Raw genomic sequence first — 21,615 nt, 5'->3', positions numbered from 1 at the left:
CGTCGCAAACAGAGGGTCTGCACGCTGGATTTATCGTTTCAGCAAAGGTGTCTGGAGGGATGCTAGTAATTTTGCGAAAACTTGTACAACTTTATATTTTTGTACAATCGTTGAACTTTTACAGCTGCATGATGACGCATTGCCATCACGCTTTGTGGCACATCGCTACTGATGTAAAACGGAGCTGAAAATGCTGATCCAGATGCCTGTCCGCTCAGTCCTTTGCCGGCTTGGGAATCGCAATCCGGCTACCGGTCTTGATCTCGCGCAACGCCAGGCTGGACTGGATCGACGCAATCCCCACCTGACGCCGGAGCACCTGCTCGATAAAGTCGCTGTAGCTATCAAGATCCTCCGCCAACACCTGCAATACATAGTCGGCATCGCCGGTGATCTTGTGACAGGCCACCACCTGCGGCAATTGCGCAATCACCGCCTCGAAAGCGTCCGGTGCATGGTCGGCATGGGTGGAAAAACGAATGTGCACGAACGCCATGATATCCAGCCCGAGCATTCGCCGATCAAGGTTGGCCTGATAGCCCTTGATGACCCCCGCCTCCTCCATGCGCTTGCGCCGCCGCCAGCACGGCGTAAGGCTCAGCGACAGCCGCTCACTGAGTTCAGCGTTGGAAATACTCGCGTCTTCCTGCAACAACTCAAGAATCGCCAGATCGGTCTCGTCGAGGCTGATGCGTTTGGATATTTTTTTCTGCATGACGCCATTCCTGAGTAAAAACGCCCGAATAATCGACTGAATCACGAACACAAAGCAAAGAAAGCGCAGCCAAGCCGGAACAGAATATTTGCACTGGCTCACAATAACGGATGCGCAGAATGTTTACAGTTTTCAGTGATTCCCACCGTTTGCACCACGGCACCGAATTGAAGGACGGCGTGCTCAAACCGTCGTTCGAACAACCGAGTCGCGCCGACACCGTGCATAACCGCGTCAAACAGGTCGGCCTCGGGCAGATCGTCGAACCGCGCGCGTTTGACCGCTCGTGCTACGTCAACGCACACAGCGAACGCTACGTCAGTTTTCTCGAAAGTGCCTGGGCCGAATGGCGCGCAACCGGTCGCACCCACGACGCCTTGCCGCTGGTGTGGCCGGTGCGCGATCTGGCCGGCGATCAAGTGCCAACCTTCATCGACGGCAAGCTCGGCTTCTATGCCATGGACGCCGGTTCGCCGATCACCGCGACGACCTGGCAAGCGGTGAAAACCAGCGCCGATATTGCCCTCACTGGTCTGGCCCTGCTCGATGAAGGCCACGACAGTGCCTTCGCCCTGTGCCGCCCGCCCGGCCATCACGCCGCGCGGGAATACATGGGCGGTTATTGCTACCTCAACAACGCCGCCATCGCCGCGCAACAAGCCATCACTCAGGGAGCCAAACGTGTCGCGGTGCTGGACGTCGACTTCCACCACGGCAACGGTACGCAGAACATTTTTTACCAGCGCAGTGACGTCATGTTCGTCTCGTTGCACGGCGAACCGGCGGTGTCCTATCCGTACTTCTCGGGGTACAGCCACGAAGTCGGCGCCGGTGTCGGCGAGGGTTACAACCTCAACTATCCACTGCCGAAAAACACCACCTGGGAGAGCTATCGCAACGCCCTGGTCCACGCCTGCAAAAAGCTCCAGCAGTTCGCGCCTGAAGTGCTGGTGATTTCCCTCGGTGTCGACACGTTCAAGGACGACCCCATCAGCCACTTCCTGCTGGAAAGCGAGGACTTCATCGGCATCGGTGAACTGATCGCCAGCGTCGGCTGCCCGACCCTGTTCGTCATGGAGGGCGGCTACATGGTCGATGAAATCGGTATCAATGCCGTCAACGTGCTGCACGGTTTCGAGAGCAAACGCAGCTGAGCCGCCCGCCGCTCTACAACCTTTCAATGACTGGATCGGAGAACAAGACCATGACGCTTTTTATTGATGTCGATGACGCTGCACGCCTGTTCACCCAAGTCGGTATCCGCCGCGCCCTTCGCGAAATGGCCGGCTACATCGAAGCGGATTACGCACGCTGGGCGCAGTTTGATAAATCGCCGCGCACGGCCAACCACTCGGCAGACGGCGTGATCGAGTTGATGCCCACCGACGACGGCCAGCAGTACTCATTCAAATACGTGAATGGCCACCCGAACAACGGCCAGCAGAACTTGCTGACGGTCATGGCCTTCGGGCTTCTGGCGGATGTGCAGAGTGGCTATCCGACCCTGCTCTGCGAACTGACCTTGACCACCGCCGTGCGCACCGCAGCAACCTCGGCGCTGGTGGCGAAATCGCTGGCTCGCCCGGGTGCGACCTCAATGGCCCTGATCGGCAACGGTGCGCAGAGTGAATTTCAGGCGCTGGCCTTCCATGAAATGTTGGGCATCACTGAAATCCGCATTTTCGATATCGATCACGAAGCGTCCCTCAAACTGAAGCACAACCTCGCGGCGTTCCCGGACATCGAAGTGATTCTGGCCAGCTCGGTGAAGGAAGCGGTCAAGGGCGCGGACATCGTCACCACGGTCACCGCCGACAAAGCCTACGCAACCATTCTGACGCCGGAGATGATCGAGCCCGGCATGCACATCAATGCGGTCGGCGGTGACTGCCCGGGTAAAACCGAACTGCACGCCGACATCCTGCGCAACGCCCGGGTCATCGTCGAATTTGAACCGCAAACGCGCATTGAAGGCGACATTCAGCAACTGGCAGCCGATTCCCCGGTGATCGAGTTCTTCCGCATTGTGCTGGGCGAAGTGGCCGGACGCGAAAACGATGCGCAGGTGACGGTGTTCGATTCGGTGGGTTTTGCCCTGGAAGACTTTTCCTCACTGCGTTACCTCAACGACCTGGCGCAGGCACAGCAAATCGGCCAGCGCATCCACTTGGTGCCGACGCCGGCCAACATCAAAAACCTCTTTCAACTGCTCGATACGCAACCGGCCAAAACCTCGCGTCTGCGCACCGTCAGTTGATCGGTAATGAGCGCCCCCAAGCCACAGGGGGCGATTCACCTTGTGATCAGCCGCTGCACCTCTAACAAGAACGCTCGACACCTACTTTCTGCCAAAACTCAAAAACATAAAATCAAGAGGTTTTGCAATGAAATCGACCCCTTCCGGGCTGCCTGAACAGCCCGCGCTGCAGCGCACGCTCAGCAATCGTCACATCCAGTTAATGGCCATGGGCGGCGCCATCGGTACCGGCCTGTTCATGGGCTCCGGGAAGATCATCGCCCTCTCCGGGACATCGATCATCCTCATCTACATGATCATCGGCCTGTTCGTGTTTTTCGTCATGCGCGCCATGGGCGAAATGCTCCTGTCCAACCTCAACTTCAAAACCTTCGCCGACTTCGCCGGTGCCTACCTCGGCCCGCGCGCGGCATTCTTTCTCGGCTGGTCGTACTGGCTGAGCTGGAGCGTGGCGGTGATCGGCGACGCCGTCGTGGTCGGCGGATTCTTCCAGTACTGGTTCCCCGACGTACCGGCGTGGATACCCGCCGTCGGCATGCTGGCAACCCTGTTCGCCCTCAACGTGCTGACCGTCAGACTATTCGGTGAGGTGGAATTCTGGTTCGCGATCATCAAGATCATTGCCGTCGTGACCCTGATCGGCGTCAGCACCGTGCTGATCGCCAGCTCCTTCGTCTCGCCCAGCGGCGTCACCGCGTCCCTGAGCCACCTGGTGGACAAACAGGCGGCGTCCCCCAACGGCTTGTTCGGCTTCTTCGCCGGATTTCAAATGGCGATCTTCTCCTTCGCCGGCACCGAACTGATTGGCACCGCCGCCGCCGAAACCCGCTCGCCGGAGAAAACCCTGCCCAAAGCGATCAACTCGATTCCGTTGCGGATCATCCTGTTCTACGTCCTCGCGCTGACCTGCATTATCGCCGTGACCTCGTGGCAACAGGTTTCCCCCGTCAAAAGCCCCTTTGTCGAACTGTTCCTCGTCGCCGGATTTCCCGCAGCCGCCGGCATCGTCAACTTCGTGGTTCTGACCTCGGCCGCCTCATCGGCCAACAGCGGCGTGTTTTCATCGAGCCGCATGCTCTTCGGGCTGGCCAATCAGAACAACGCCCCCGGCCTATTCCGCCGACTGTCGAGCAACAGCGTGCCGCTGCTGAGCCTGGCGTTCACCACGCTATTGATGCTGGTCGGCGTGCTGGTGCTGTTCATCGTGCCGGAAGTCATGACCGCGTTCACCATCGTCTCCACCGTGTCGGCGATTCTGGTGATTTTCACCTGGTCGACCATTCTTGCGTCTTACATCGCCTACCGGAAAAAACGTCCGGATCTGCATGCGAAGTCGGCTTACAAGATGCCCGGCGGTGTGCCGATGGCTTGGTTCTCGTTGGCGTTTTTGGGGTTTGTGCTGGGGTTGCTGGCGTTGCGGCCTGATACGCGGATTGCGTTGATGGTGATGCCGGGGTGGTTTGTTTGGCTGGCGATTGCTTATCAGCTGACGCGGTTGAGGAAGCCGAAAACTGCGGTTAAGTCGGCTAGTCAGTTTGGCTAGAGCTGCAAGTGAAAGCCGTCACCCTAAAGTGACGGCTTTTTGTTATCCGTGAACGAGCATTTCACCTGCCCATGGCGGGACAGGCTTTACGCCTTCACCTCAACGTTATCCAACGCCTGATTCACCGCCAACTCGCCCAACATCACTACCTGCGCGATGCCCAACGCGGTTTTGCGGTGCGAGGGGTCGAGTACTGCGGCGAAGTTGTTGAGCATTTCCGAGGCGGAACTCAGCGTTTCACTGGCGTTGGCCAGCAGGGATTCCGAGTCGTACTTCGGATTGGCGAGGTACATGCGCTCGGGTTCGTTGACGCTGGCCATGATGTGGCCGGCGGGAAGGAGGTAGTGATCGAGCGCGCGCTCGGCGGCTTCGTGGAGTTTTTTGGGGTTGAGGGATTCGTAGGGGGATGCGGGATCGGTTTCTGGTGGGTTGGGCGTTACTTTGAACATAGATGGAACTCCAGCACTTACAAAATGGGAGCCATCCACTCTCGCTACCAAACGAAGGGTGGTGACCATACACAGGTTGGTAGACCGGAGCACTGGAACCGGCGCTTCCGAAGAAGCCCTGAGCATGGCCACCATAATCCAGGCGCAAAAATGCGACTGCATGAGGTGACGCGATGCATCAGTGCTGCGGGTCTACCAAACCCGATCACTGGATTTCAGTGACCCAGGAACGATAGAACCCGCTAGCTAGACGCACAAGCCGGCGGATTCTGTCTTAGATGTAGGGGGTGGCGCAAGGGAGTGTAGGGCCAAAGGCGTATTAGATAGCTTCGTTTAAACACACGCAGACTTTTGCTGTTTAAATTGATGTGGCTAGGTAGATTCTGTGCAAAAAGTCGGGGCGGTTATGATCACCTTGCCCTGCAGCCCGTTTTATATGTAGAAGTACTTTCTTACAAAACCTAGCAACTGCAGGCTCAACCACCTCTTTCCGCTTATCCTCCTGAAAACCGATAGCCCCTCTCGTATCGTCAATAATCCGTCAACCAGCGCATCAGTTTGGTGGCAGCATCGGATCCACCCCTCTCCTGGAAAAAATACGTTTTCTGGCCCATAGTCATGCTGGCCCACTGGTGGCCTAACCCGTGCACGGGCCCGAGGATGAGCCTCGGGCGCATACCAGATCTCCTTCCATGATCAGCTTGCTTCAGGAGTGCTACCTTGCCCAATCCGGAGAAAGTTAGGACGCTTTCCGTACGGTTACTGCGTAGTGAGTTCGGAACCGACGAAGCTCTCAAGGAAGAATACGCAGCGGGAGGGCAGCGCAATCGGCTCATACGTAGTGACTGGACGGGGATCGACGGCGCAGAGTTTTTGATAGGCCAGATCTTCACCAGCAGGCCTGGCTGGATTTCCTTCGTAGAGGAACAAGCAGGTGCACAGCCTGACAACCTCATCGCTAGCGGCGCCGGTGCCGTGCTGTTTCTGCCAGTCCATGATCGGATCTTCGCGATCTGCTTTGGGCACATCCACATGGCGTTGGAAGATGAAGCGTTTGAGCGCCAGTTCGGCCTGAAAGTCACGCTGAACTCGGTGCCGCGCGATGGATTGCGCACTCTTGATCTAGCGACCCCTGACGCAGTGACGTTCCAGAAGCGTGTACAGGCCAGCAAGGACAGCGATATTCAAGACTTTGGGGTCGATGTGCTGAGGGATCTTGCACGCGTTGCTGGGGGCACCCCTAGCGACGCAAGTTTTGCGAAATTCGTTGCTGGTCGTGACAGCCTTTCTATCACCTGCAAGCTGGCTTCTGATGATCTGCTAAGCAAATGCGAACAGATTCTGCAGGTCTATCTCACCAACACCTACAAGCAGCGCTTTCCTTGGATCGACAATATGCAGGTTGTCAGGGACAGGGGCACCTTGAACGCCCTTGATCGCAGACTGTTCGCTGCGTTAAACGCGTTGCGTGATGGAGGGGACAGCGAGCTGCATATGGCGCCTCCAGAGATCGTGGATTACCAAGAAGGATGCCTACTTCACTACAACGGTTTCGGCAGCAGCGGGACTGATTTTCACAGTCTGTCGATCGAAGACTACGTTACCGAGCTCGATCGCTGCGACTTCGACGGCACCATTGATGACATCCGGGACCGTCATTACATCAAAGCCAAGGCGCCTGACTCAGAGCTCTTCAAAGTCCAGTGGCGTGTCTACCATTGCTTCACTTTTGAGACGAGCATCCGAAATGCGGGTGTCATCAACAGCTACGTCCTGTTCTCGGGACAATGGTACTGCGTCGAGCGCAATTTCAAGCGCCAGGTGGAGGCTCGTTTCCAAGCCATTCCGAGGGTGGCGATTATCGGGCCGACGCATTGCCGGAATGAGCGAGAGCTCATTGCTCATCTCGAGGAAAGTCGGGCTGACCTGCTGTGCCTGGATCAGGTGAAGATCAATCCTCAAGGGGTCCGGTACGCAAACATTGAGCCGTGTGACTTCCTGTCAAATGCCAGGCAGTTCATTCATTTGAAGGACGGACATTCGTCAGGCCCTATCAGCCATTTATGGTCGCAAGGCGTCGTCAGTGCTGAAGCGCTGGTCAGTGACGCGGATTTCCGCAAGAAGTTACGCAGAGTCGTGAGTACTCGCAGAAGGCCGGCCTTGGCGCTGTTGCCTGCCATCAATGGTCGCGTGGCTCGGGCTGATTACACCGTTGTGTATGGTGTGATGCGCAAACCCTATAGAAACGGCGATCTGGATCTTCCTTTTTTCAGTAAAGTCAGTCTGCAGGCTGCGGTGGATCGAATAGAGCAACTGGACATTCCTGTAGCGCTGGAAATCATCGCAAAACCTGCGCATGAGCAGGATGAGCCAGGCATAGCTGGCGAGGAGGAAGGCAACGAGGTTGAGAACACCAATGCAGAGCTCGGAGAGGAGGAGTAGGTAAAACCGCCGCAACTCTCCCTCACCATCATTCAGCAAGCCTAATAAGACAAAATGAGAAAAACATACAACAACGGGGACGTATCTACTAACTGCCACAACATGTAAAAAACAAAGTACATCATCAAAATAGGACATTAAAAAAAGGAAATACCAAATTGGACGACAGCTCAGACAAATTACGCCGCAACGTCATGCTTATCGGCGCCGTTATCATCTCCACAATTTTATTTGACTTTTCATTAAAAACATCAGGCTCAATCCTCGGCCTCATCGAAATTCGCGAAATCAGCCAGCTGAAAACATGGCTTTGCTTATCGATCCTCCTCATATATTTTTTTCTACGATACGTTTTCTCAGACCAAGTCACTGAGGACCGAAAAAAAATGAAAACAGGGATTACGAATTTACGCATAAAGGCAGCTTACAACTTATTGAACAAGCAAATAAGCATTTATCTGAAGAAAGATAAAAAACCTTCATGCATCACATCGCGCCTTCCCCCACTGGGCTTGAATGACAAATACCTCCGAACGACCCCACTTAAATTCAAGGTCACAATAGACGCGCTTGAAGAAAATTGCGGCACTGGCGTCATTACAATAAAACACCAGAGAACTGAAACCACGAAAACGAGCAGCTCCACAGTGGAACATAAGAACCTTATTTTCAAACTTACTAAATATCAAAAAATCAAAATACTGATCAGCACATTAATTCGCACACTGACACTTTCAAAAAGCGCAGTAGACTATATCGCCCCACTAACTATCTCTTTCGCCAGTTTATTAGCATGCACATATAAAATCGTAACACTCATAACCCCGACTTAACACACCAACTAGCACACACCTGAAGGAGCTAACAACATATGCCCTACGTCCAGTTCTCCGACGAAACACACCTTGAGATCATTAGTTCATTTGGCGGACCTCAAGCTCACCTTGCAAACACTGCCGAAATACCAACTTGGGATATTCGATGGAAATTATTTGCGGCGAAGTTTACAAACTCTTTAGTCCCCTTCGAATGTACCGAAAGGTGGGAAGATCAATCAGGTAAATTCCCAACAGAGTAACTATGAGCTTCCCAAGCTGATAACGACGTTTCGATCCACCTCCCACGCTCCACTACGCAATCATCCAATGATGATTTGGTCGATCCGTCTAGCCTCATCCGCGAGCAAGGGCACGTATTAACGACTTGTAAGCCTCCGTCCTATCCCAATCCTGATAAACTTCCCCAACCTTCACCCCTCTGATCCAGATCCCCCCAATGCCTCTACAACCCGCCCCACTCTCCCGCCGCTTCTCCGTCGCCCCGATGATGGATTGGACTGACCGCCACTGCCGTTTCTTCCTACGCCTCCTGTCGAAGAATGCCCTGCTCTACACCGAAATGGTCACCACCGGTGCGCTCCTAAATGGCGATCACGAACGTTTCCTCCGTCACAACGAAGCCGAGCACCCTCTCGCCTTGCAGTTAGGTGGTAGCGTTCCGTTGGATCTGGCCGCCTGCGCGCGCATGGCCCAGGAGCACGGCTACGACGAGGTAAACCTAAACGTGGGCTGCCCAAGCGATCGTGTGCAAAACAACATGATCGGCGCGTGCCTGATGGGGCATCCGCAACTGGTGGCGGATTGTGTGAAGGCGATGCAAGACGCTGTGTCGATTCCAGTAACGGTAAAGCATCGCATCGGCATCAACGGTCGGGACAGTTACGCGGAGCTGTGTGATTTCGTCGGCACCGTCCGTGATGCCGGGTGCACGAGTTTTACCGTGCATGCGCGGATTGCGATTCTGGAGGGGTTGTCGCCGAAGGAGAATCGTGACATTCCGCCGTTGCGCTATGACGTGGCGGCGCAACTGAAGGCGGATTTTCCGGAGTTGGAGATTGTGCTGAATGGCGGGATCAAGACGATGGAGGCTTGCCATGAGCATTTGCAGACATTTGACGGTGTGATGTTGGGGCGTGAGGCGTATCACAATCCGTATTTGCTGGCGGAGGTGGATCAGCAGTTGTTCGGCAGTTCGGCGCCGGTGATCAGTCGGGCTGAGGCGTTGGCGCAGTTGCGTCCTTATATAGCCGAGCATTTGCTGGCCGGTGGGGCGATGCATCACATCACGCGGCATGTGCTGGGCCTGGGCACGGGGTTCCCGGGGGCGCGGAAATTCCGTCAGTTGTTGTCGGTGGATATTCACAAGGCCAAGGATCCGCTGGCGTTGCTGGATCAGGCGGCTGAGTTGCTTGAAGGTCGTTGATTGATGGTTTGAGTGTGCGGGTGACGCATGAGCGTTGCCCGGTGTTTTGATGTACTGACAGGATGTCTTTCGTTTATGCCCGCGTTTAGTTTTTCTGCTTTCAAGCGTTTCACCCTCCTTGCCTTGTTCAGCTTCACTTCCGACGGTTATGCGCACTGCGATGGCTTTTGCATGGGCCGGACCGATACGCCGTGGGAGGTGACGCAGTTTTCCGGCTTCACTTTGGTGTCTTTATTCCTCGCACCTATTTCGTCTAGCCAGGAAACGACCGACAGCCATAAACGTGTTTACTCTGCCGAAGAGCAGGAAGACGCGCGACTCTATCTGGCCAGCGACGGCATGCTGCAGGCCGCGTATTTCACCTCGGCCTTGCAGCGCTATCGCCAGGAGTCGGCGGATTCGACGTTGAACGATCTCGCCGTTGCGGCGTTGATCAGCGCTCAGTGATCAGGCGGCCGCTGCTGCGGTCCAGTTGACCCAGCCAAACAGCCATGTTGCCAGAATCAACAAACCAAACGCGATCCGATACCAGGCGAACGCGGCGTAGCTGTGGTTGGCGATAAACTTGAGCAGGCCGCGTACGGCGATCATCGCGAAAATGAACGCGGTGACGAAGCCGAGGGCGAAGACTGGCAGGTCGTTGGGCTGGAACAGGTCGCGGTATTTGTAGCCGGAGTACACGGCGGCGCCGACCATGGTGGGCATGGCGAGGAAGAACGAGAACTCGGTGGCGGCTTTGCGCGACAGGCCGAAGAGCAGGCCGCCGATGATGGTCGAGCCGGAGCGTGAGGTGCCGGGAATCATCGCCAGGCATTGTACGAATCCGACTTTCAGTGCGTGAGACCAGCGCATGTCGTCGACGTGTTCGACGCTGATCACATGGCTGCGCTGTTCGGCCCACAGCATGATGATGCCGCCGACGACCAGTGCCACGGCGACAGTGATCGGGTTGAACAGGTATTCGTGGATGGCGTCGGCGAACAATACGCCCAAGACCACGGCGGGCAGAAAGGCGATCAGCAAATTGAGGGTGAAACGTTGTGCATTGCGTTGAGTTGGCAGGCCTTTGACGATTTCGAAGATCTTCGGTCGAAATTCCCAGACGACGGCAAGGATGGCACCCAGTTGAATAATGATGTTGAAGGCCATGGCGCGTTCACCGCCGAATTCCAGCAAATCGGCGACGATGATCTGGTGGCCGGTACTCGAGATCGGCAAGAACTCGGTCAGGCCTTCTACCGCACCTAATATCAACACCTGGAAAAGGGTCCAGAAATCCATTAATCCTCCGACAGAGCGCTCTTGGCGAGCGACCGGGTAATAACACTCAGGGGTTGAGTATCTGCAGTGAGACCATTGACATACATAAACGCAAAAGTTCATCAGCCACAAAGATTACGTCTTATTAAAAGACACACTCAAGCCATGTTAGTAATCGTCGGCTGACGAACTACGCAGAAAATATTTAGGCCTTTTTGCAGAAAAAAGTTGCTCTGACAATAAAGTGTGATCAATATCACATTATTCAGAGATGGCCAGACAGTGGCAATTAGACATGGACATGGCTATCGCAATAAGCTCAAAATAGTGGCACCATTGCATATCGCCACCATCTAAGCAGTAGTTCACCCCTTCGAGAAAATCAACTAAAAGCTTGAAAAGCTTAATTATTGTTAGAAAACTCGGGAGCCACGTCTAAAAATCGCGTGAATGTTACCAATTGTCAGTCACAGATGAGAACCGGTGCTTTAACATCCCGATGTCAGCACTTAATTCGAGTCAATGCATGATGCTCTCAGGGAACTTAGCGACTAGAAGTCCGCGCCCGACAAACGACGAACCTGGTGTTCTTACTCTGGGTCGTACCCGTGGCGTGGCTGAACATTTCAAAGCGCTAGTCGCCCAGCATTTACGCACTGATATGGCGCTCGAAGCCGATGCGTACACTAGTTCATATCAGTTGAATGAACAGTCTGGTTCGTATCGAGCCATCTTCCTGGTTATCGACAGCCCACAGACCCTCGAAGACAATCTGGCGCTGGTCGAGAACCTACGCAGCGACAACTTGAAGCCGATCATTTGCGCGGTCATCACCGGTCGCGGCGCCTTCAACAAGATCAAATATTATCTGGCTGGCGCGGATGTTTGTATCAAGCTCAATACCCTTTCCGACGATGGCGCCGAGTTGCTGGGCGAGTTCTTCAACAGTGAAGAATGGCAACGCGATATCGATCTGACGCTTGATCCGACCCGTATCTGCCTGATGGGCACCAGCAAGAAACTCGATATCTCGTTTGCCGAAATGAAGATCCTCGAAGCCTTTGCGCAAACCGGTAATCACATTCTGAGCCATGATGAAATCGCCAGCATCATGGGCCTCAATACCAATTTCTACGACCCTCGCGCACTGGAGAAATCAATCAGTCGCTTGCGTGGAAAAATCAAGGACATGTATGGTACAAACGCGATTCAGAGCATTCGCGGCTATGGCTATCGCCTGCTGCGGGGTCTGATATCGACTGCCTGACTCTCGGGCAGCCATCCCTTTTGCATACGTACGAAGGATCGTCTGATGCAACCATATCGTTCCAATTCTGCTTCACGCCTGTTTGAAATCAAGCAATTGAATGAGCGCGACAACACGACCCATAACAATAAAACTCCATAACATAGCAGCAGATCGAGTGGAATTTATCGAGGGCCATTCTTGGGCCCAGACCCTGCCTATCGATTACTTCCGAGGAAGTCATTGCTCGCCTGCCGATTTTTCTTTTAGCCAATTTTGGTGTGTATTTAGGAGAGAGACATGGAAACTAGTACAACCCTCCCAAGGAAATATTTTGTTGTCGTGACTCACAGTACAACGTCGCAACGTGAATTGGAGAGCATGCTGTCCAGTCAACGTTTCAATTCGTTTGAAGGGGTTGATTCGCCCTCTTCCGCTCCAATGGTGATGGAGTTCACATATCCAGGCATCAGTCGCAAAAATGCCCCGCGCAGTATCGAACATGATACTCAGCGGATATTGGCCACACTTGAGTCCGAATGGCGGGCAGCGCAATCGGCCAATCCCTTCCAGAATGTCCCGGCGATAAGCGCGGAAACCCGCAACATGCCGCCTGCCGTTGAAGGTGATATGCCCGGCAATGAAACCTGGCATCTCCACCCTGATCAGGGCGCACTGGTCAAAGAAGGTGTTGAAATCAGCCTGACTGGCCTGGAAACAGCATTGGTCAGGAAAATGCTCAGCCATGAAGAGCGTGTTGTCAGTCGTGACGAGCTGATCCTCAGCATCGGTCGAGAACCGGAACAATATCGCGGTCTGGAAATGTGCCTGAGTCGCCTGCAAGACAAATTCAAAAGCGCCAGTAATGGTGAGCGACTGTTTCGTGCCGTCAGAAACCGCGGTTATTGCCTGATCCAGGAAGTCGTCGCGTAACCCTCAAGACACTTACGAACAGAACAAACAGAAAAAGTGCGATTACAAAAACAACAAGAGCACTCTGTTTGGCTTCATTTCCCTCCTTGAATTAAAAACTCCCTGCCTCCACCCCTCCAACAGTAACAAATACAACATCATTTATTCACCCCTTCCTCTACGACCTTTTCTAACACCCTTCTATTTAATTATTAAAAAGTTGGCACTGTGCCATCTTGTTAGAACTCGTCAGACACCATTCCAGCCAATAACTTAGTCTATTGACTGACGACAGTTCGGCATATCGACGTTGTTACCTCAGGACACTCGCTAGAACAAAAACAATAAGTCTGCATAACAACTCGGATTTCAACTGTTGAAACCTGAATGGACGTCTTTTGGGGATACCGTATGGATCTTTCTTTAAGTATCAATCGAAGCACAGGCCTCAAGGGACTGACCTTTTGGGGCCAATGGGCGCTGGCACAAGGCTTTGTGGTGACGCTGTTGTTCATACTCGCCGAGCAGCACACCGGGACGGTCGCGTTCTACTACCGGATGTGTGCAACGCTGGCAGTACTGGCGTCGGTGCCGGCTTATACGTTTAGCGGTGTTTATCGCAAACGTGACAACTACCTGACCGGTCTCGGTCGACTGTTCATGGGTTGGTCGATGACCATGGCGGCGCTGGCGTGCATCGCCTTTGTCTGCCAGGCCGATGAGCTGTTTTCGCGGCAGGTGATTCTGAGCTGGGCGGTGTATGGCTTCCTCGGTCAGGCGTTTCTTTACGCTCCGCTGCATGCGTTTTCCAAGTACTACCAGCGTTCGCGTAAAAGCGAGCACAAGACGCTGATTGTCGGCACCGGCGAACTGGCGTTGGGTCTGGCGAAGAAGCTCAGCCAACTGGAAAACCTGCCATTGGTAGGTTTGGTCAGCAATGGCGATGTGTCTGTGCTGGGTTCGGATGCACCGCGCGTTGTTGGCGATCAGGAACAGTTGCTGGAGCTGATCGAAGCGCATGACATCCGTCGTTTGTACATCACCCTGCCGTTGTCTGAAGCCGCGAAAATCGAAGCGATTTATGGTGACTTGCTAGGGGCCAACGTTGATGTGGTGTGGGTGCCGGACTTGAACAGTCTGACGCTGCTCAATCACTCGGTGAAGGTTGTGGACGGTCTGCCGGCGATCTACTTGAACGAGAGCCCTCTGACCAGCCGCCCTACTGCTGCTTTGAGCAAGAGTCTGGTCGAGAAAACCGTGGCGTTTCTGGCGATCATCGCGCTGAGTCCGATCCTGCTGATCATTGCGTTGGCGGTGAAGATCAACTCGCCCGGCCCGGTGTTCTTTAAACAGGATCGCCATGGTTGGAATGGCAAGGTGATCAAGGTCTGGAAGTTCCGCTCGATGCGTGTTCACGATGACCGTGATGTAAAGCAGGCCAGCCGTAATGACTCGCGCATTACCGCAGTCGGCCGCTTTATCCGCCGCACTTCGCTGGATGAATTGCCGCAACTGTTCAACGTGTTGCAGGGGCACATGGCCCTGGTCGGCCCGCGCCCGCACGCTGTCGCGCACAACAACTACTACTCGGGGAAAATCCTCGCGTACATGGCGCGTCACCGGATTAAACCGGGGATCACCGGGCTGGCCCAGATCAGCGGCTGCCGCGGTGAGACAGACACCATCGACAAGATGCAGAAACGTGTCGAGATTGACCTGCAGTACATCAACAGCTGGTCGTTGTGGCTGGATCTGAAGATCCTGGTGAAGACGCCGTTTACGTTGCTGTCGAAGGATATTTACTGAGGTTCAACGCTGCATACCGCAAGGGGACGAAAGTCCCCTTTTTTGTGCGTGGGATTTGGGAACGGCGCTGGATTGCGGGTGAATGCAAAAACTGTGGGAGCGAACCTGCTCGCGAAAGCGGTGGGTCAGGTAACGGGGATGTCGACTGTGCTGACGCCTTCGCGAGCAGGCTCGCTCCCACAGGGGTTTATGGACGGCTCACGCTCTGTGGCGTAGCAAATATTCAATGTAGGAGTGAGCCTGCTCGCGATGGCGGTGGGTCAGGCAACAGGGATGTCGGCTGGTCGGACGCTATCGCGAGCAGGCTCACTCCTACAGGGGATTTGTGCTTGGCTCGGGATTTTTGGTGTGACAAATAGCCAATGTAGGAGCGAGCCTGCTCGCGATAGCGCTGGGTCAGGTAACGGGGATGTCGACTGTACGGACGCTATCGCGAGCAGGCTCGCTCCCACAGGTTTATGCGGTGTTTCGGAGATCTGCGCTTACTCGGTAATCTTCTCGAAATTCCGATAAAACATGTCCCCTTCCCGGCTATCGGTCATCGAGTGCAGTTGGTAGCTGCGACTCAGTCGCGCACCGCCGTCACGGGTCAGTGGGGCCCAGACCAGGTTGGCGCGGCGCATGGTCGACATACTCATCATTTCGTCGAACGGGATCGACAGGTAGATGCCTTTGTCGAAACTACCTTCGCCGTACTCCGCGCTACCCGCCGTGGTGATCGTCGCCCACGCACCAAAACGCACGCCATTGAAAAACTCGCGCGAGATGTCCAACGTGCCGCCCCAATCTCCGGCCAGATAACGCCCGACGCTCACCGCCGCCAACGTATCGAACGGCAAATCGGTATACGCCGTGACATGCCCGGTCACCACCGAGTAATCGCGCAGGGCAAAACCCTGATCAAAATCGCGCTGACGCACCCAGTTCAGGTCCGCGCCCACCGACCAGCGCTCACCGGTCGGGCGGAACAACACCTCACCGCCGACACCGGCAAACATCGACTCCAGATAACCGCCATACACCATGCCGTACCAGTCTTTATCCAACTGCTCGGCATGGCTGACCTGGAACAACGGCATGGTGGTGTTAGACGTGGTCAGGTACTGACGCAAATCCGTGCGCACGCGCGGCAAACCGCTCGGCGCGTCGTAGGTGAATTTGTCGAAGTTGTTGGCCAGGTTGGCGCTGAGCAAACCGCTCCACCAGGTGTTGCGGTTGAAGCGATATTCGGCGTCGGCATCGGCACTCAATTGATAGAGCAAGCCATCCGGACCACCAACGTTCTGCTTGAAGCCCAGCCCTACGCCATAGCTGAAATGCTGCGGTGCTTCGGTGTAGAGGGTTTTCTCGTTGTGCGGCATCGCCGGGTTGATCTCGGTGGTGCGGTGCAGCGATTCAAGTGGCTCTTCGTTGTTGATCACTTCGCGGAAGGTCTGGCGCGGCAAACTGGTTTCTTCCAGCGGCAAGTCGTAGCGCTTGTTGACCACGGTGAACCAGTCGATATCGTCGTTGACGCTGTTGTCGAGAATCCGGCTCGCCCGGCCCACAGCCTTGGACGAATGGAAATAACGCTGCTGCTCGCCATAGACGATCAGCTCGGAATCACGCTGGGTGATGCGCTCGACCTTGTAGCCGGCGTTCTGCTGCAAACGCTGCGAGACGTTGGCCCAGTTGACCTGGTCCATCGCTGTGTTCGGTGCCTTCGCCGGCAGCGGTTCCGGGGTCGGATCGTAAGTCTTCGCCGGTGCCTTGCGGCTGACGAAATTGGTGTGGAAAGTCACGCCGAACATCGCCGTATTACCGCGCTCCCACGCCGCACTGACATCGACCGAATCAGTCACCTTGAATACCGCGCCAAGGTTGATCGGCGAGTCCTGTTTGATCTCGTTGTCCTTCGGCTCGTGCTTGTAGTCGTTGCCTTCGAATTCGAGTTTCAGGCTGAGGCGATCCCACGGCGTCTGATAGCTCACGCCGCCGAAAAACGACGGCCGGCCACGAAAGTACGAACCCGAGTTGACATCACCGGTGCCTTCGAGCGCGGGACGGGTATCGAAGCGATCGCTGATGTAGCCCAACGGGTTGTCGATATCGCCGCGATTACCGAGGTAACCCCAGGCAATCCCGGCACTGAAATCGAAGTTGTCGTAGCGCTTGTTGGCGACGAAAAATTCACTGGAGAACAAACCGGTACCACCGATATCTCGGAAGCCCAGCGCCACATCGGGCAGCCAGTGACTTTCCTGCCACAGCCGGACTTTGACGTCGACCGCCTTGTCCTTATAGCTTTGACTACCGCTGAGGGCCTCCGAGCCGTATGGCCGGTTAGTGATCGCGGTGTAGCGAAACGAGCCTTCGAGCCAGTCCAGCGGCTGCAACGACACGCTGTAGCGGCTGTACGGATCGGTGCGGTTGGCGTTGACGCTCAACTCGCCGGCCGGGGCCATGCGCGCGGTCGGCGTCTGCAACAGACCGGTGCCACCGAAGTCATTCTGGGTGATGCGCGGCTCGGCATGGGCCAGACCGCAGGGCAATAACAACACAGCTGCAAAACGTAACTTCAACGAACCACCTCGGCCAGCTGCGTGGCAATGAATTCGGCCAACTGCTGATTCAGTTCAGGTAGAGGCGGATCAAGATCATCATTTTTCAACGGCACCAGAATCTTGCTGCCGGCCACGGGAAAGTGCCCGCTCTCGCGATTCCAATGGGCGATGCCGACACGTTGCGACGCGCCATTGGGCTGGATCAGCCACAGGTAATCGGCTTCGGCATCGTCCAGAATCGAACAGCCTTGCAGGTATTCACGGGCCTCCTGCAACGGCTGATACGGCAAGTGGCACGGCTCGGCGACGGCGCCCAGTACTTGCACTTCGTCGACGCGCTTCGGATAGACCAGACGATCGCCGTCATCGAGGCGAATGTTGCGCGCGAAGCCAACTTCCAGCGCCACCGGATCAAGATCGGCAATCTGCCGTCCGGTCACCGGCATCTGCCGCACTTGTTCGGCAATGCGCTGCGCCAGTGCCGCCCGACTCGGCAGATCGAACAGCATCGACATGCGTTGCAGCACATCGAGATCAAACAGCACACCGACCTTCAGCCGTGTCTGCTCTTCTATCAGCGACTGCCGCAGCAAGCCGCCCGCCAGCCAATAGCCTTCGGCATTCGGCACGGCTTCGCTGATGACATCGAGCAAGCGCCCGCCGGGTGGCAGCGGGATTGGTCCGGGATTAGCGACATCACCCGACACCGTGACGGCCGCCTGACTCACACTCGCGACCAGCATCAAGCCCGCCGACAACATTTTCAGGCGCATCACGGCAGGTGCCTGCGATCTGGGGTCAGTTGCACAACCTTGACGCGCAACTGCGACGTCAGTTGCTGCTCGCTCTGCAAGATGAAACCGTCACGCGGGTCGACCCAGTAACGATTGGTCGCGCTCAGGCCGATGGCCGGGGCGTCAATGTGCTCATCGACACGCAGCACGGTGTATTCCTTGTCGAGAATCTGCAGGGTCTGTTCCGAGCGGCGGGAGAAGCGGCTGTTGACGATCACCCCGACTTCCTGACCCTTGTAGAGGTCGATCCAGCGCCGCGTGGTGAAACCGTCCGCGACGTGGTGCAGGCCTTGCTTGAACGGCGAGTCATCGGCCAGCCGCGTGCCATCGAGATCGCCTTCCAGGCCCAGGCCAATGGTGCGCACGGCGAGGCCATTGCGCAGCAGCAGAACCTGTTTGCCGGAAGCGACCCAGAACTGCAGGTCTTCGCGCTCGCGCACCAGCGCCAGCACCCCGGAGCCGGACGGCGTGGTCAGTTTCATTTGCGGATAATTGACCCCGGCCACTTCAGCCGCCGACACGTCGACTTCATCCGGGCCGACGACCGCCGCTTTAAGGTTATTCAACGAAGCACTCATCAGCGGGTTACAGCCGCACAGCAACGAGGCCGCCATCAGGCACAGGCCAACTTTCAAAATGTTCAAAGTCGGCGACCTTATTTGCTGTTGTTACTGTATTCGCTCCAGTTCTTCGCAGCGGAAGCGCCAGTGCCGACAATCGATGCCGACGGCACCAACTGGCTGATCAAGCGATTCCAGCGAGTCACGTTGGCAGGCCCGACATACACCACGTCCTGCGGGCGGACTTCGAAGTGCGAAGCGAGCGCCATGGCGGTCGGCGATTCGGCTTCCAGCTGGTAGATCTTCGCCGGTTCGACATCGAGGTTTTCCACGCCACGAATGACGTACACCGCGTTGCCGTTGGAGGTGGTCTGGGCCAGGCCGCCGACCGAACCGAGCACGTCGGTGAGGTTCATCGTCGCGGTCTTGAAACTCAGTGCACGCGGTTGGTTGACCTCGCCCATCACGTAGATGCGCTTGTTGTCGTTGTACGGCAGATACAGCTGATCGCCACCCTTGAGGTAGACGTTCTGCAACTCGGAATCCTGCTGATTGAGCGAGTCGAGATTGAGCGGATAAGTGCGACCTTTGCGCGTCAGCAGCAGCCCGGACAAATCGGCGTTGTTGGTATCGATGCCGGCCGAACCGAGGGCTTCGACCACGCTCAGCGGATTGGTGGAAATCGCTTGCGGACCGGCCTTGGTTACCGCGCCGGTGACCACGACTTTCTGGCTGGCAAAACGCAACACCGCGACATCCACTTGCGGCTCGGCGATGAATGCCGACAGCCGTTGTTCAATGTCCGAGCGCAGTTGCTGGATGGTCCGGCCGGTGGCCTGGACTTCCTTGATGAACGGGTAATAGAGCGTGCCATCGGAGCGCACCAGACGGCCGTTGGCATCGATCTGTTGTTGCGCGCCGGACGGGGCCGTCAGCTCAGGGTGATCCCACACGGTGATGTACAGAACATCGTTGTTGCCGATGCGGTATTCGGCCGGGGTCGCCAACAGTTCCGGCGGCAGCGACTCACGCTTTTGCGTGGCGCGGTTCATGGCAATCAGCTTGGGCGTGATCGGGATCAGCTCGACCCGGCTGCTTTCGCTGGCACCCTGGCGGGTGATGTCACTGGTGCTGAGGTATTGACCGGGGGAAAACATGCAACCTTGCAGAGCGAGACTTGCCAACATTAAAAGATAAACACTACGAGTCATAATGGCACTACGCTATTCAAGGGCGAATCCAAAAACAAAGTCACCCGACTTGCGTCGGGCGACCCTGTACTGCACTAACAGAACTTCCTGTTAGTTATGCGTGCCGGTTGTACCGGTGGTACCCGTCGTACCGGTGGTACCGCCGTTGGCACTGCCACCGCTGTTAGACGCCGCTACAGCACTGGCAACCATTGCAGTACTGGCTGCGGGCGCTTGAGAAGCCGCCACGTTGCCACCTACATTGGTTACCGCTGTCAGCGGTGCTTCAGCGGCGGCAGCCCAGTTGCTCAACATCGTCAACAGGGCAACTGCCATCACTTTTTTCATATCAACTCCTTTCTAACATTCGACCTGTTAAAAAACCGGCCTGAGTTAGCGGTGGTGAGTTCAAGTCCGCAAAAAGCGCGAACAAGATCCGTTGTTCTTTCACAGTCTTACCCAACTGATAAAAGTCGAACGGCAGGTTTATATCTACGGACTTGCAAAAGGCATTGCCAGTGTAATTTCCCGACGTTATCTAACAACCTGACTGAAGATAACATTGGGTTAAATGGCCATCATCGCAAGTAACCTTTGGGATGGTTCGATTGCCAGCGCCAAGTGTCGGTGACCATGTCCTGCAAGTTGCGCGTGGCTTTCCAGCCAAGTTCCTTCGCAGCCTTGGAAGCATCGGCCCAGCTCTCGGCGATATCCCCGGAACGGCGCGGCATCATCCGATACGGCACCGGTTGCCCGCAGGCCTGTTCGAAGGCGTGGAGCACTTGCAGCACGCTGTAGCCATCGCCGGTGCCGAGGTTCCAGGTATGAATGCCGGTACGCTCTGAGATCGACTGCAGCGCCTTCAAGTGGCCGTCGGCCAGATCGACGACGTGGATGTAGTCGCGCACGCCAGTGCCATCGATGGTCGGGTAATCGTTGCCGAAGATCGACAGCTCTTGCAGGCTGCCGACCGCGACCTGGCTGATGTAAGGCACCAGATTATTCGGGATACCGTTGGGGTCTTCGCCCATATGGCCGCTATGGTGGGCGCCGATCGGGTTGAAGTAACGCAGCAAGGCGATGCTCCAGCGCGGCTCGGCCTGACTCAGGTCGCGCAGGACATTCTCGACGATCAGCTTGGATTGGCCGTAGGGATTGGTTGGATTGCCGGTGGGAAAATCCTCGCGGATCGGCATCTGCTCAGGCTCGCCGTACACCGTGGCCGACGAACTGAACACCAGCCGGAACACCCCCGCCGCCGCCATTGCCTGGCACAGATTGATGCTGCCGCTGACGTTGGTCTCGTAGTACTCGAGCGGCTTGCGCACGCTCTCGCCGACCGCTTTCAGGCCGGCAAAATGCAGCACCGCTTCGATGTTGTGCTCGCGGAAAATCCGGTCGAGCAGTGCCCGGTCACAGACATCACCACGGATCATCCAGGCACTCTTGCCGCAGATGCCCTCAACGGCGTGCAACGCGGCTTCACTGCTGTTGCAAAGATTATCCAGTACAACAACTTCATAACCTGCTTCAAGCAATGCAAGTGTGGTATGCGAGCCGATATAGCCGGCACCACCCGTTACCAGAATCTTCATAGTGCTATCCGTCTTTGGATGAGTGACAAGTAGCGTGTCAA

19 protein-coding genes are annotated in these 21,615 nt (G+C 55.9%); 10 read left to right on the top strand and 9 right to left on the bottom strand.

Annotation, left to right across the window (positions count from 1 at the left end; translation table 11 throughout):
- Window positions 1–214: 214 nt before the first annotated feature.
- Complete coding sequence (locus ACOYXE_RS03145; protein WP_460927660.1) at window positions 215–715, bottom strand: Lrp/AsnC family transcriptional regulator; 501 nt, start codon at window positions 713–715, stop codon at window positions 215–217.
- A gap of 119 nt (window positions 716–834) precedes the next feature.
- Here ACOYXE_RS03145 and ACOYXE_RS03140 point away from each other — a divergent pair, with 119 nt between their 5' ends.
- The 3 genes from ACOYXE_RS03140 (at window position 835) to ACOYXE_RS03130 (ending at window position 4,515) form a co-directional block, all read left to right on the top strand.
- Window positions 835–1,869, top strand: a complete 1,035-nt coding sequence (locus ACOYXE_RS03140; RefSeq protein ID WP_460927658.1) for a histone deacetylase family protein — start codon at window positions 835–837, stop codon at window positions 1,867–1,869.
- A 50-nt stretch (window positions 1,870–1,919) separates the two neighbouring features.
- A complete protein-coding gene (locus tag ACOYXE_RS03135) occupies window positions 1,920–2,972 on the top strand; it encodes an ornithine cyclodeaminase (protein WP_460927656.1) in 1,053 nt (350 codons plus the stop codon).
- Between the two features lie 127 nt (window positions 2,973–3,099).
- Window positions 3,100–4,515: an amino acid permease gene (locus tag ACOYXE_RS03130; protein ID WP_460927654.1), complete on the top strand. Its 1,416-nt coding sequence runs from the start codon at window positions 3,100–3,102 to the stop codon at window positions 4,513–4,515.
- Between the two features lie 86 nt (window positions 4,516–4,601).
- Here ACOYXE_RS03130 and ACOYXE_RS03125 read toward each other — a convergent pair whose 3' ends face one another.
- Entirely contained in the window at window positions 4,602–4,964 is a 363-nt protein-coding gene (locus ACOYXE_RS03125; protein WP_186615807.1) for a DUF6124 family protein, read from the bottom strand.
- 720 nt (window positions 4,965–5,684) lie between these two features.
- Between ACOYXE_RS03125 and ACOYXE_RS03120 the strand changes: the two genes are divergently transcribed.
- From ACOYXE_RS03120 to ACOYXE_RS03105, 4 genes are all read left to right on the top strand, one after another.
- Window positions 5,685–7,406 (top strand): DUF6119 family protein, encoded by a 1,722-nt coding sequence (locus ACOYXE_RS03120; RefSeq protein WP_460927652.1) that lies wholly within the window; start codon window positions 5,685–5,687, stop codon window positions 7,404–7,406.
- 158 nt (window positions 7,407–7,564) lie between these two features.
- Window positions 7,565–8,239 (top strand): hypothetical protein, encoded by a 675-nt coding sequence (locus ACOYXE_RS03115; protein ID WP_405123224.1) that lies wholly within the window; start codon window positions 7,565–7,567, stop codon window positions 8,237–8,239.
- A 442-nt stretch (window positions 8,240–8,681) separates the two neighbouring features.
- Window positions 8,682–9,668 carry a tRNA dihydrouridine(20/20a) synthase DusA gene (gene dusA, locus ACOYXE_RS03110; RefSeq protein ID WP_122597000.1) on the top strand — a complete coding sequence of 329 codons (987 nt, stop codon included), beginning with the start codon at window positions 8,682–8,684 and terminating at the stop codon, window positions 9,666–9,668.
- A gap of 75 nt (window positions 9,669–9,743) precedes the next feature.
- Window positions 9,744–10,115, top strand: a complete 372-nt coding sequence (locus ACOYXE_RS03105) for a DUF2388 domain-containing protein (protein WP_460927650.1) — start codon at window positions 9,744–9,746, stop codon at window positions 10,113–10,115.
- On the opposite strand, the gene ACOYXE_RS03100 is transcribed toward ACOYXE_RS03105, so the two are convergent.
- Window positions 10,116–10,949: an undecaprenyl-diphosphate phosphatase gene (locus ACOYXE_RS03100; RefSeq protein WP_110720582.1), complete on the bottom strand. Its 834-nt coding sequence runs from the start codon at window positions 10,947–10,949 to the stop codon at window positions 10,116–10,118.
- Between the two features lie 505 nt (window positions 10,950–11,454).
- Here ACOYXE_RS03100 and ACOYXE_RS03095 point away from each other — a divergent pair.
- From ACOYXE_RS03095 to ACOYXE_RS03085, 3 genes are all read left to right on the top strand, one after another.
- Window positions 11,455–12,195: a winged helix-turn-helix domain-containing protein gene (locus ACOYXE_RS03095; protein WP_460927647.1), complete on the top strand. Its 741-nt coding sequence runs from the start codon at window positions 11,455–11,457 to the stop codon at window positions 12,193–12,195.
- A 279-nt stretch (window positions 12,196–12,474) separates the two neighbouring features.
- The gene (locus tag ACOYXE_RS03090; RefSeq protein WP_460927645.1) at window positions 12,475–13,107 is read left to right on the top strand and encodes a winged helix-turn-helix domain-containing protein; all 633 of its coding nucleotides are present in this window, start codon (window positions 12,475–12,477) and stop codon (window positions 13,105–13,107) included.
- A 390-nt stretch (window positions 13,108–13,497) separates the two neighbouring features.
- Window positions 13,498–14,892, top strand: a complete 1,395-nt coding sequence (locus ACOYXE_RS03085) for an undecaprenyl-phosphate glucose phosphotransferase (RefSeq protein ID WP_160058795.1) — start codon at window positions 13,498–13,500, stop codon at window positions 14,890–14,892.
- A 482-nt stretch (window positions 14,893–15,374) separates the two neighbouring features.
- Here ACOYXE_RS03085 and ACOYXE_RS03080 read toward each other — a convergent pair whose 3' ends face one another.
- From ACOYXE_RS03080 to galE, 6 genes are all read right to left on the bottom strand, one after another.
- Window positions 15,375–17,453 (bottom strand): YjbH domain-containing protein, encoded by a 2,079-nt coding sequence (locus ACOYXE_RS03080; protein ID WP_460927643.1) that lies wholly within the window; start codon window positions 17,451–17,453, stop codon window positions 15,375–15,377.
- Complete coding sequence (locus ACOYXE_RS03075) at window positions 17,450–18,208, bottom strand: capsule biosynthesis GfcC family protein (RefSeq protein WP_160060118.1); 759 nt, start codon at window positions 18,206–18,208, stop codon at window positions 17,450–17,452. Before ACOYXE_RS03075 ends, ACOYXE_RS03080 begins: the two co-directional genes overlap by 4 nt.
- Window positions 18,208–18,873 (bottom strand): YjbF family lipoprotein, encoded by a 666-nt coding sequence (locus ACOYXE_RS03070; RefSeq protein WP_405123192.1) that lies wholly within the window; start codon window positions 18,871–18,873, stop codon window positions 18,208–18,210. The genes ACOYXE_RS03075 and ACOYXE_RS03070 overlap by 1 nt, the downstream gene beginning before the upstream one ends.
- Before the next feature lie 11 nt (window positions 18,874–18,884).
- Window positions 18,885–20,000 carry a polysaccharide biosynthesis/export family protein gene (locus ACOYXE_RS03065; RefSeq protein WP_174244467.1) on the bottom strand — a complete coding sequence of 372 codons (1,116 nt, stop codon included), beginning with the start codon at window positions 19,998–20,000 and terminating at the stop codon, window positions 18,885–18,887.
- Between the two features lie 90 nt (window positions 20,001–20,090).
- Entirely contained in the window at window positions 20,091–20,327 is a 237-nt protein-coding gene (locus tag ACOYXE_RS03060) for a hypothetical protein (RefSeq protein ID WP_007910552.1), read from the bottom strand.
- A gap of 230 nt (window positions 20,328–20,557) precedes the next feature.
- Window positions 20,558–21,574, bottom strand: coding sequence for a UDP-glucose 4-epimerase GalE (gene galE, locus ACOYXE_RS03055; RefSeq protein WP_160058798.1), 1,017 nt, complete (start codon window positions 21,572–21,574; stop codon window positions 20,558–20,560).
- Between the last annotated feature and the right edge of the window lie 41 nt (window positions 21,575–21,615).

The organism is Pseudomonas sp. MC6, assembly GCF_054790575.1.
The sequence above is the reverse complement of the archived record's forward strand: the minus strand, read 5'-3'. Positions and strand labels throughout refer to the sequence as shown.

Excerpts from the sequence above, each read along its gene's own strand:
- ACOYXE_RS03145 (WP_460927660.1), bottom strand. The coding sequence starts at position 715 with ATGCAGAAAAAAATATCCAAACGCATCAGCCTCGACGAGACCGATCTG.
- ACOYXE_RS03140 (WP_460927658.1), top strand. The coding sequence starts at position 835 with ATGTTTACAGTTTTCAGTGATTCCCACCGTTTGCACCACGGCACCGAA.
- ACOYXE_RS03135 (WP_460927656.1), top strand. The coding sequence starts at position 1,920 with ATGACGCTTTTTATTGATGTCGATGACGCTGCACGCCTGTTCACCCAA.
- ACOYXE_RS03130 (WP_460927654.1), top strand. The coding sequence starts at position 3,100 with ATGAAATCGACCCCTTCCGGGCTGCCTGAACAGCCCGCGCTGCAGCGC.
- ACOYXE_RS03125 (WP_186615807.1), bottom strand. The coding sequence starts at position 4,964 with ATGTTCAAAGTAACGCCCAACCCACCAGAAACCGATCCCGCATCCCCC.
- dusA (WP_122597000.1), top strand. The coding sequence starts at position 8,682 with ATGCCTCTACAACCCGCCCCACTCTCCCGCCGCTTCTCCGTCGCCCCG.
- ACOYXE_RS03105 (WP_460927650.1), top strand. The coding sequence starts at position 9,744 with ATGCCCGCGTTTAGTTTTTCTGCTTTCAAGCGTTTCACCCTCCTTGCC.
- ACOYXE_RS03100 (WP_110720582.1), bottom strand. The coding sequence starts at position 10,949 with ATGGATTTCTGGACCCTTTTCCAGGTGTTGATATTAGGTGCGGTAGAA.
- ACOYXE_RS03095 (WP_460927647.1), top strand. The coding sequence starts at position 11,455 with ATGATGCTCTCAGGGAACTTAGCGACTAGAAGTCCGCGCCCGACAAAC.
- ACOYXE_RS03090 (WP_460927645.1), top strand. The coding sequence starts at position 12,475 with ATGGAAACTAGTACAACCCTCCCAAGGAAATATTTTGTTGTCGTGACT.
- ACOYXE_RS03085 (WP_160058795.1), top strand. The coding sequence starts at position 13,498 with ATGGATCTTTCTTTAAGTATCAATCGAAGCACAGGCCTCAAGGGACTG.
- ACOYXE_RS03075 (WP_160060118.1), bottom strand. The coding sequence starts at position 18,208 with ATGCGCCTGAAAATGTTGTCGGCGGGCTTGATGCTGGTCGCGAGTGTG.
- ACOYXE_RS03065 (WP_174244467.1), bottom strand. The coding sequence starts at position 20,000 with ATGACTCGTAGTGTTTATCTTTTAATGTTGGCAAGTCTCGCTCTGCAA.
- ACOYXE_RS03060 (WP_007910552.1), bottom strand. The coding sequence starts at position 20,327 with ATGAAAAAAGTGATGGCAGTTGCCCTGTTGACGATGTTGAGCAACTGG.
- galE (WP_160058798.1), bottom strand. The coding sequence starts at position 21,574 with ATGAAGATTCTGGTAACGGGTGGTGCCGGCTATATCGGCTCGCATACC.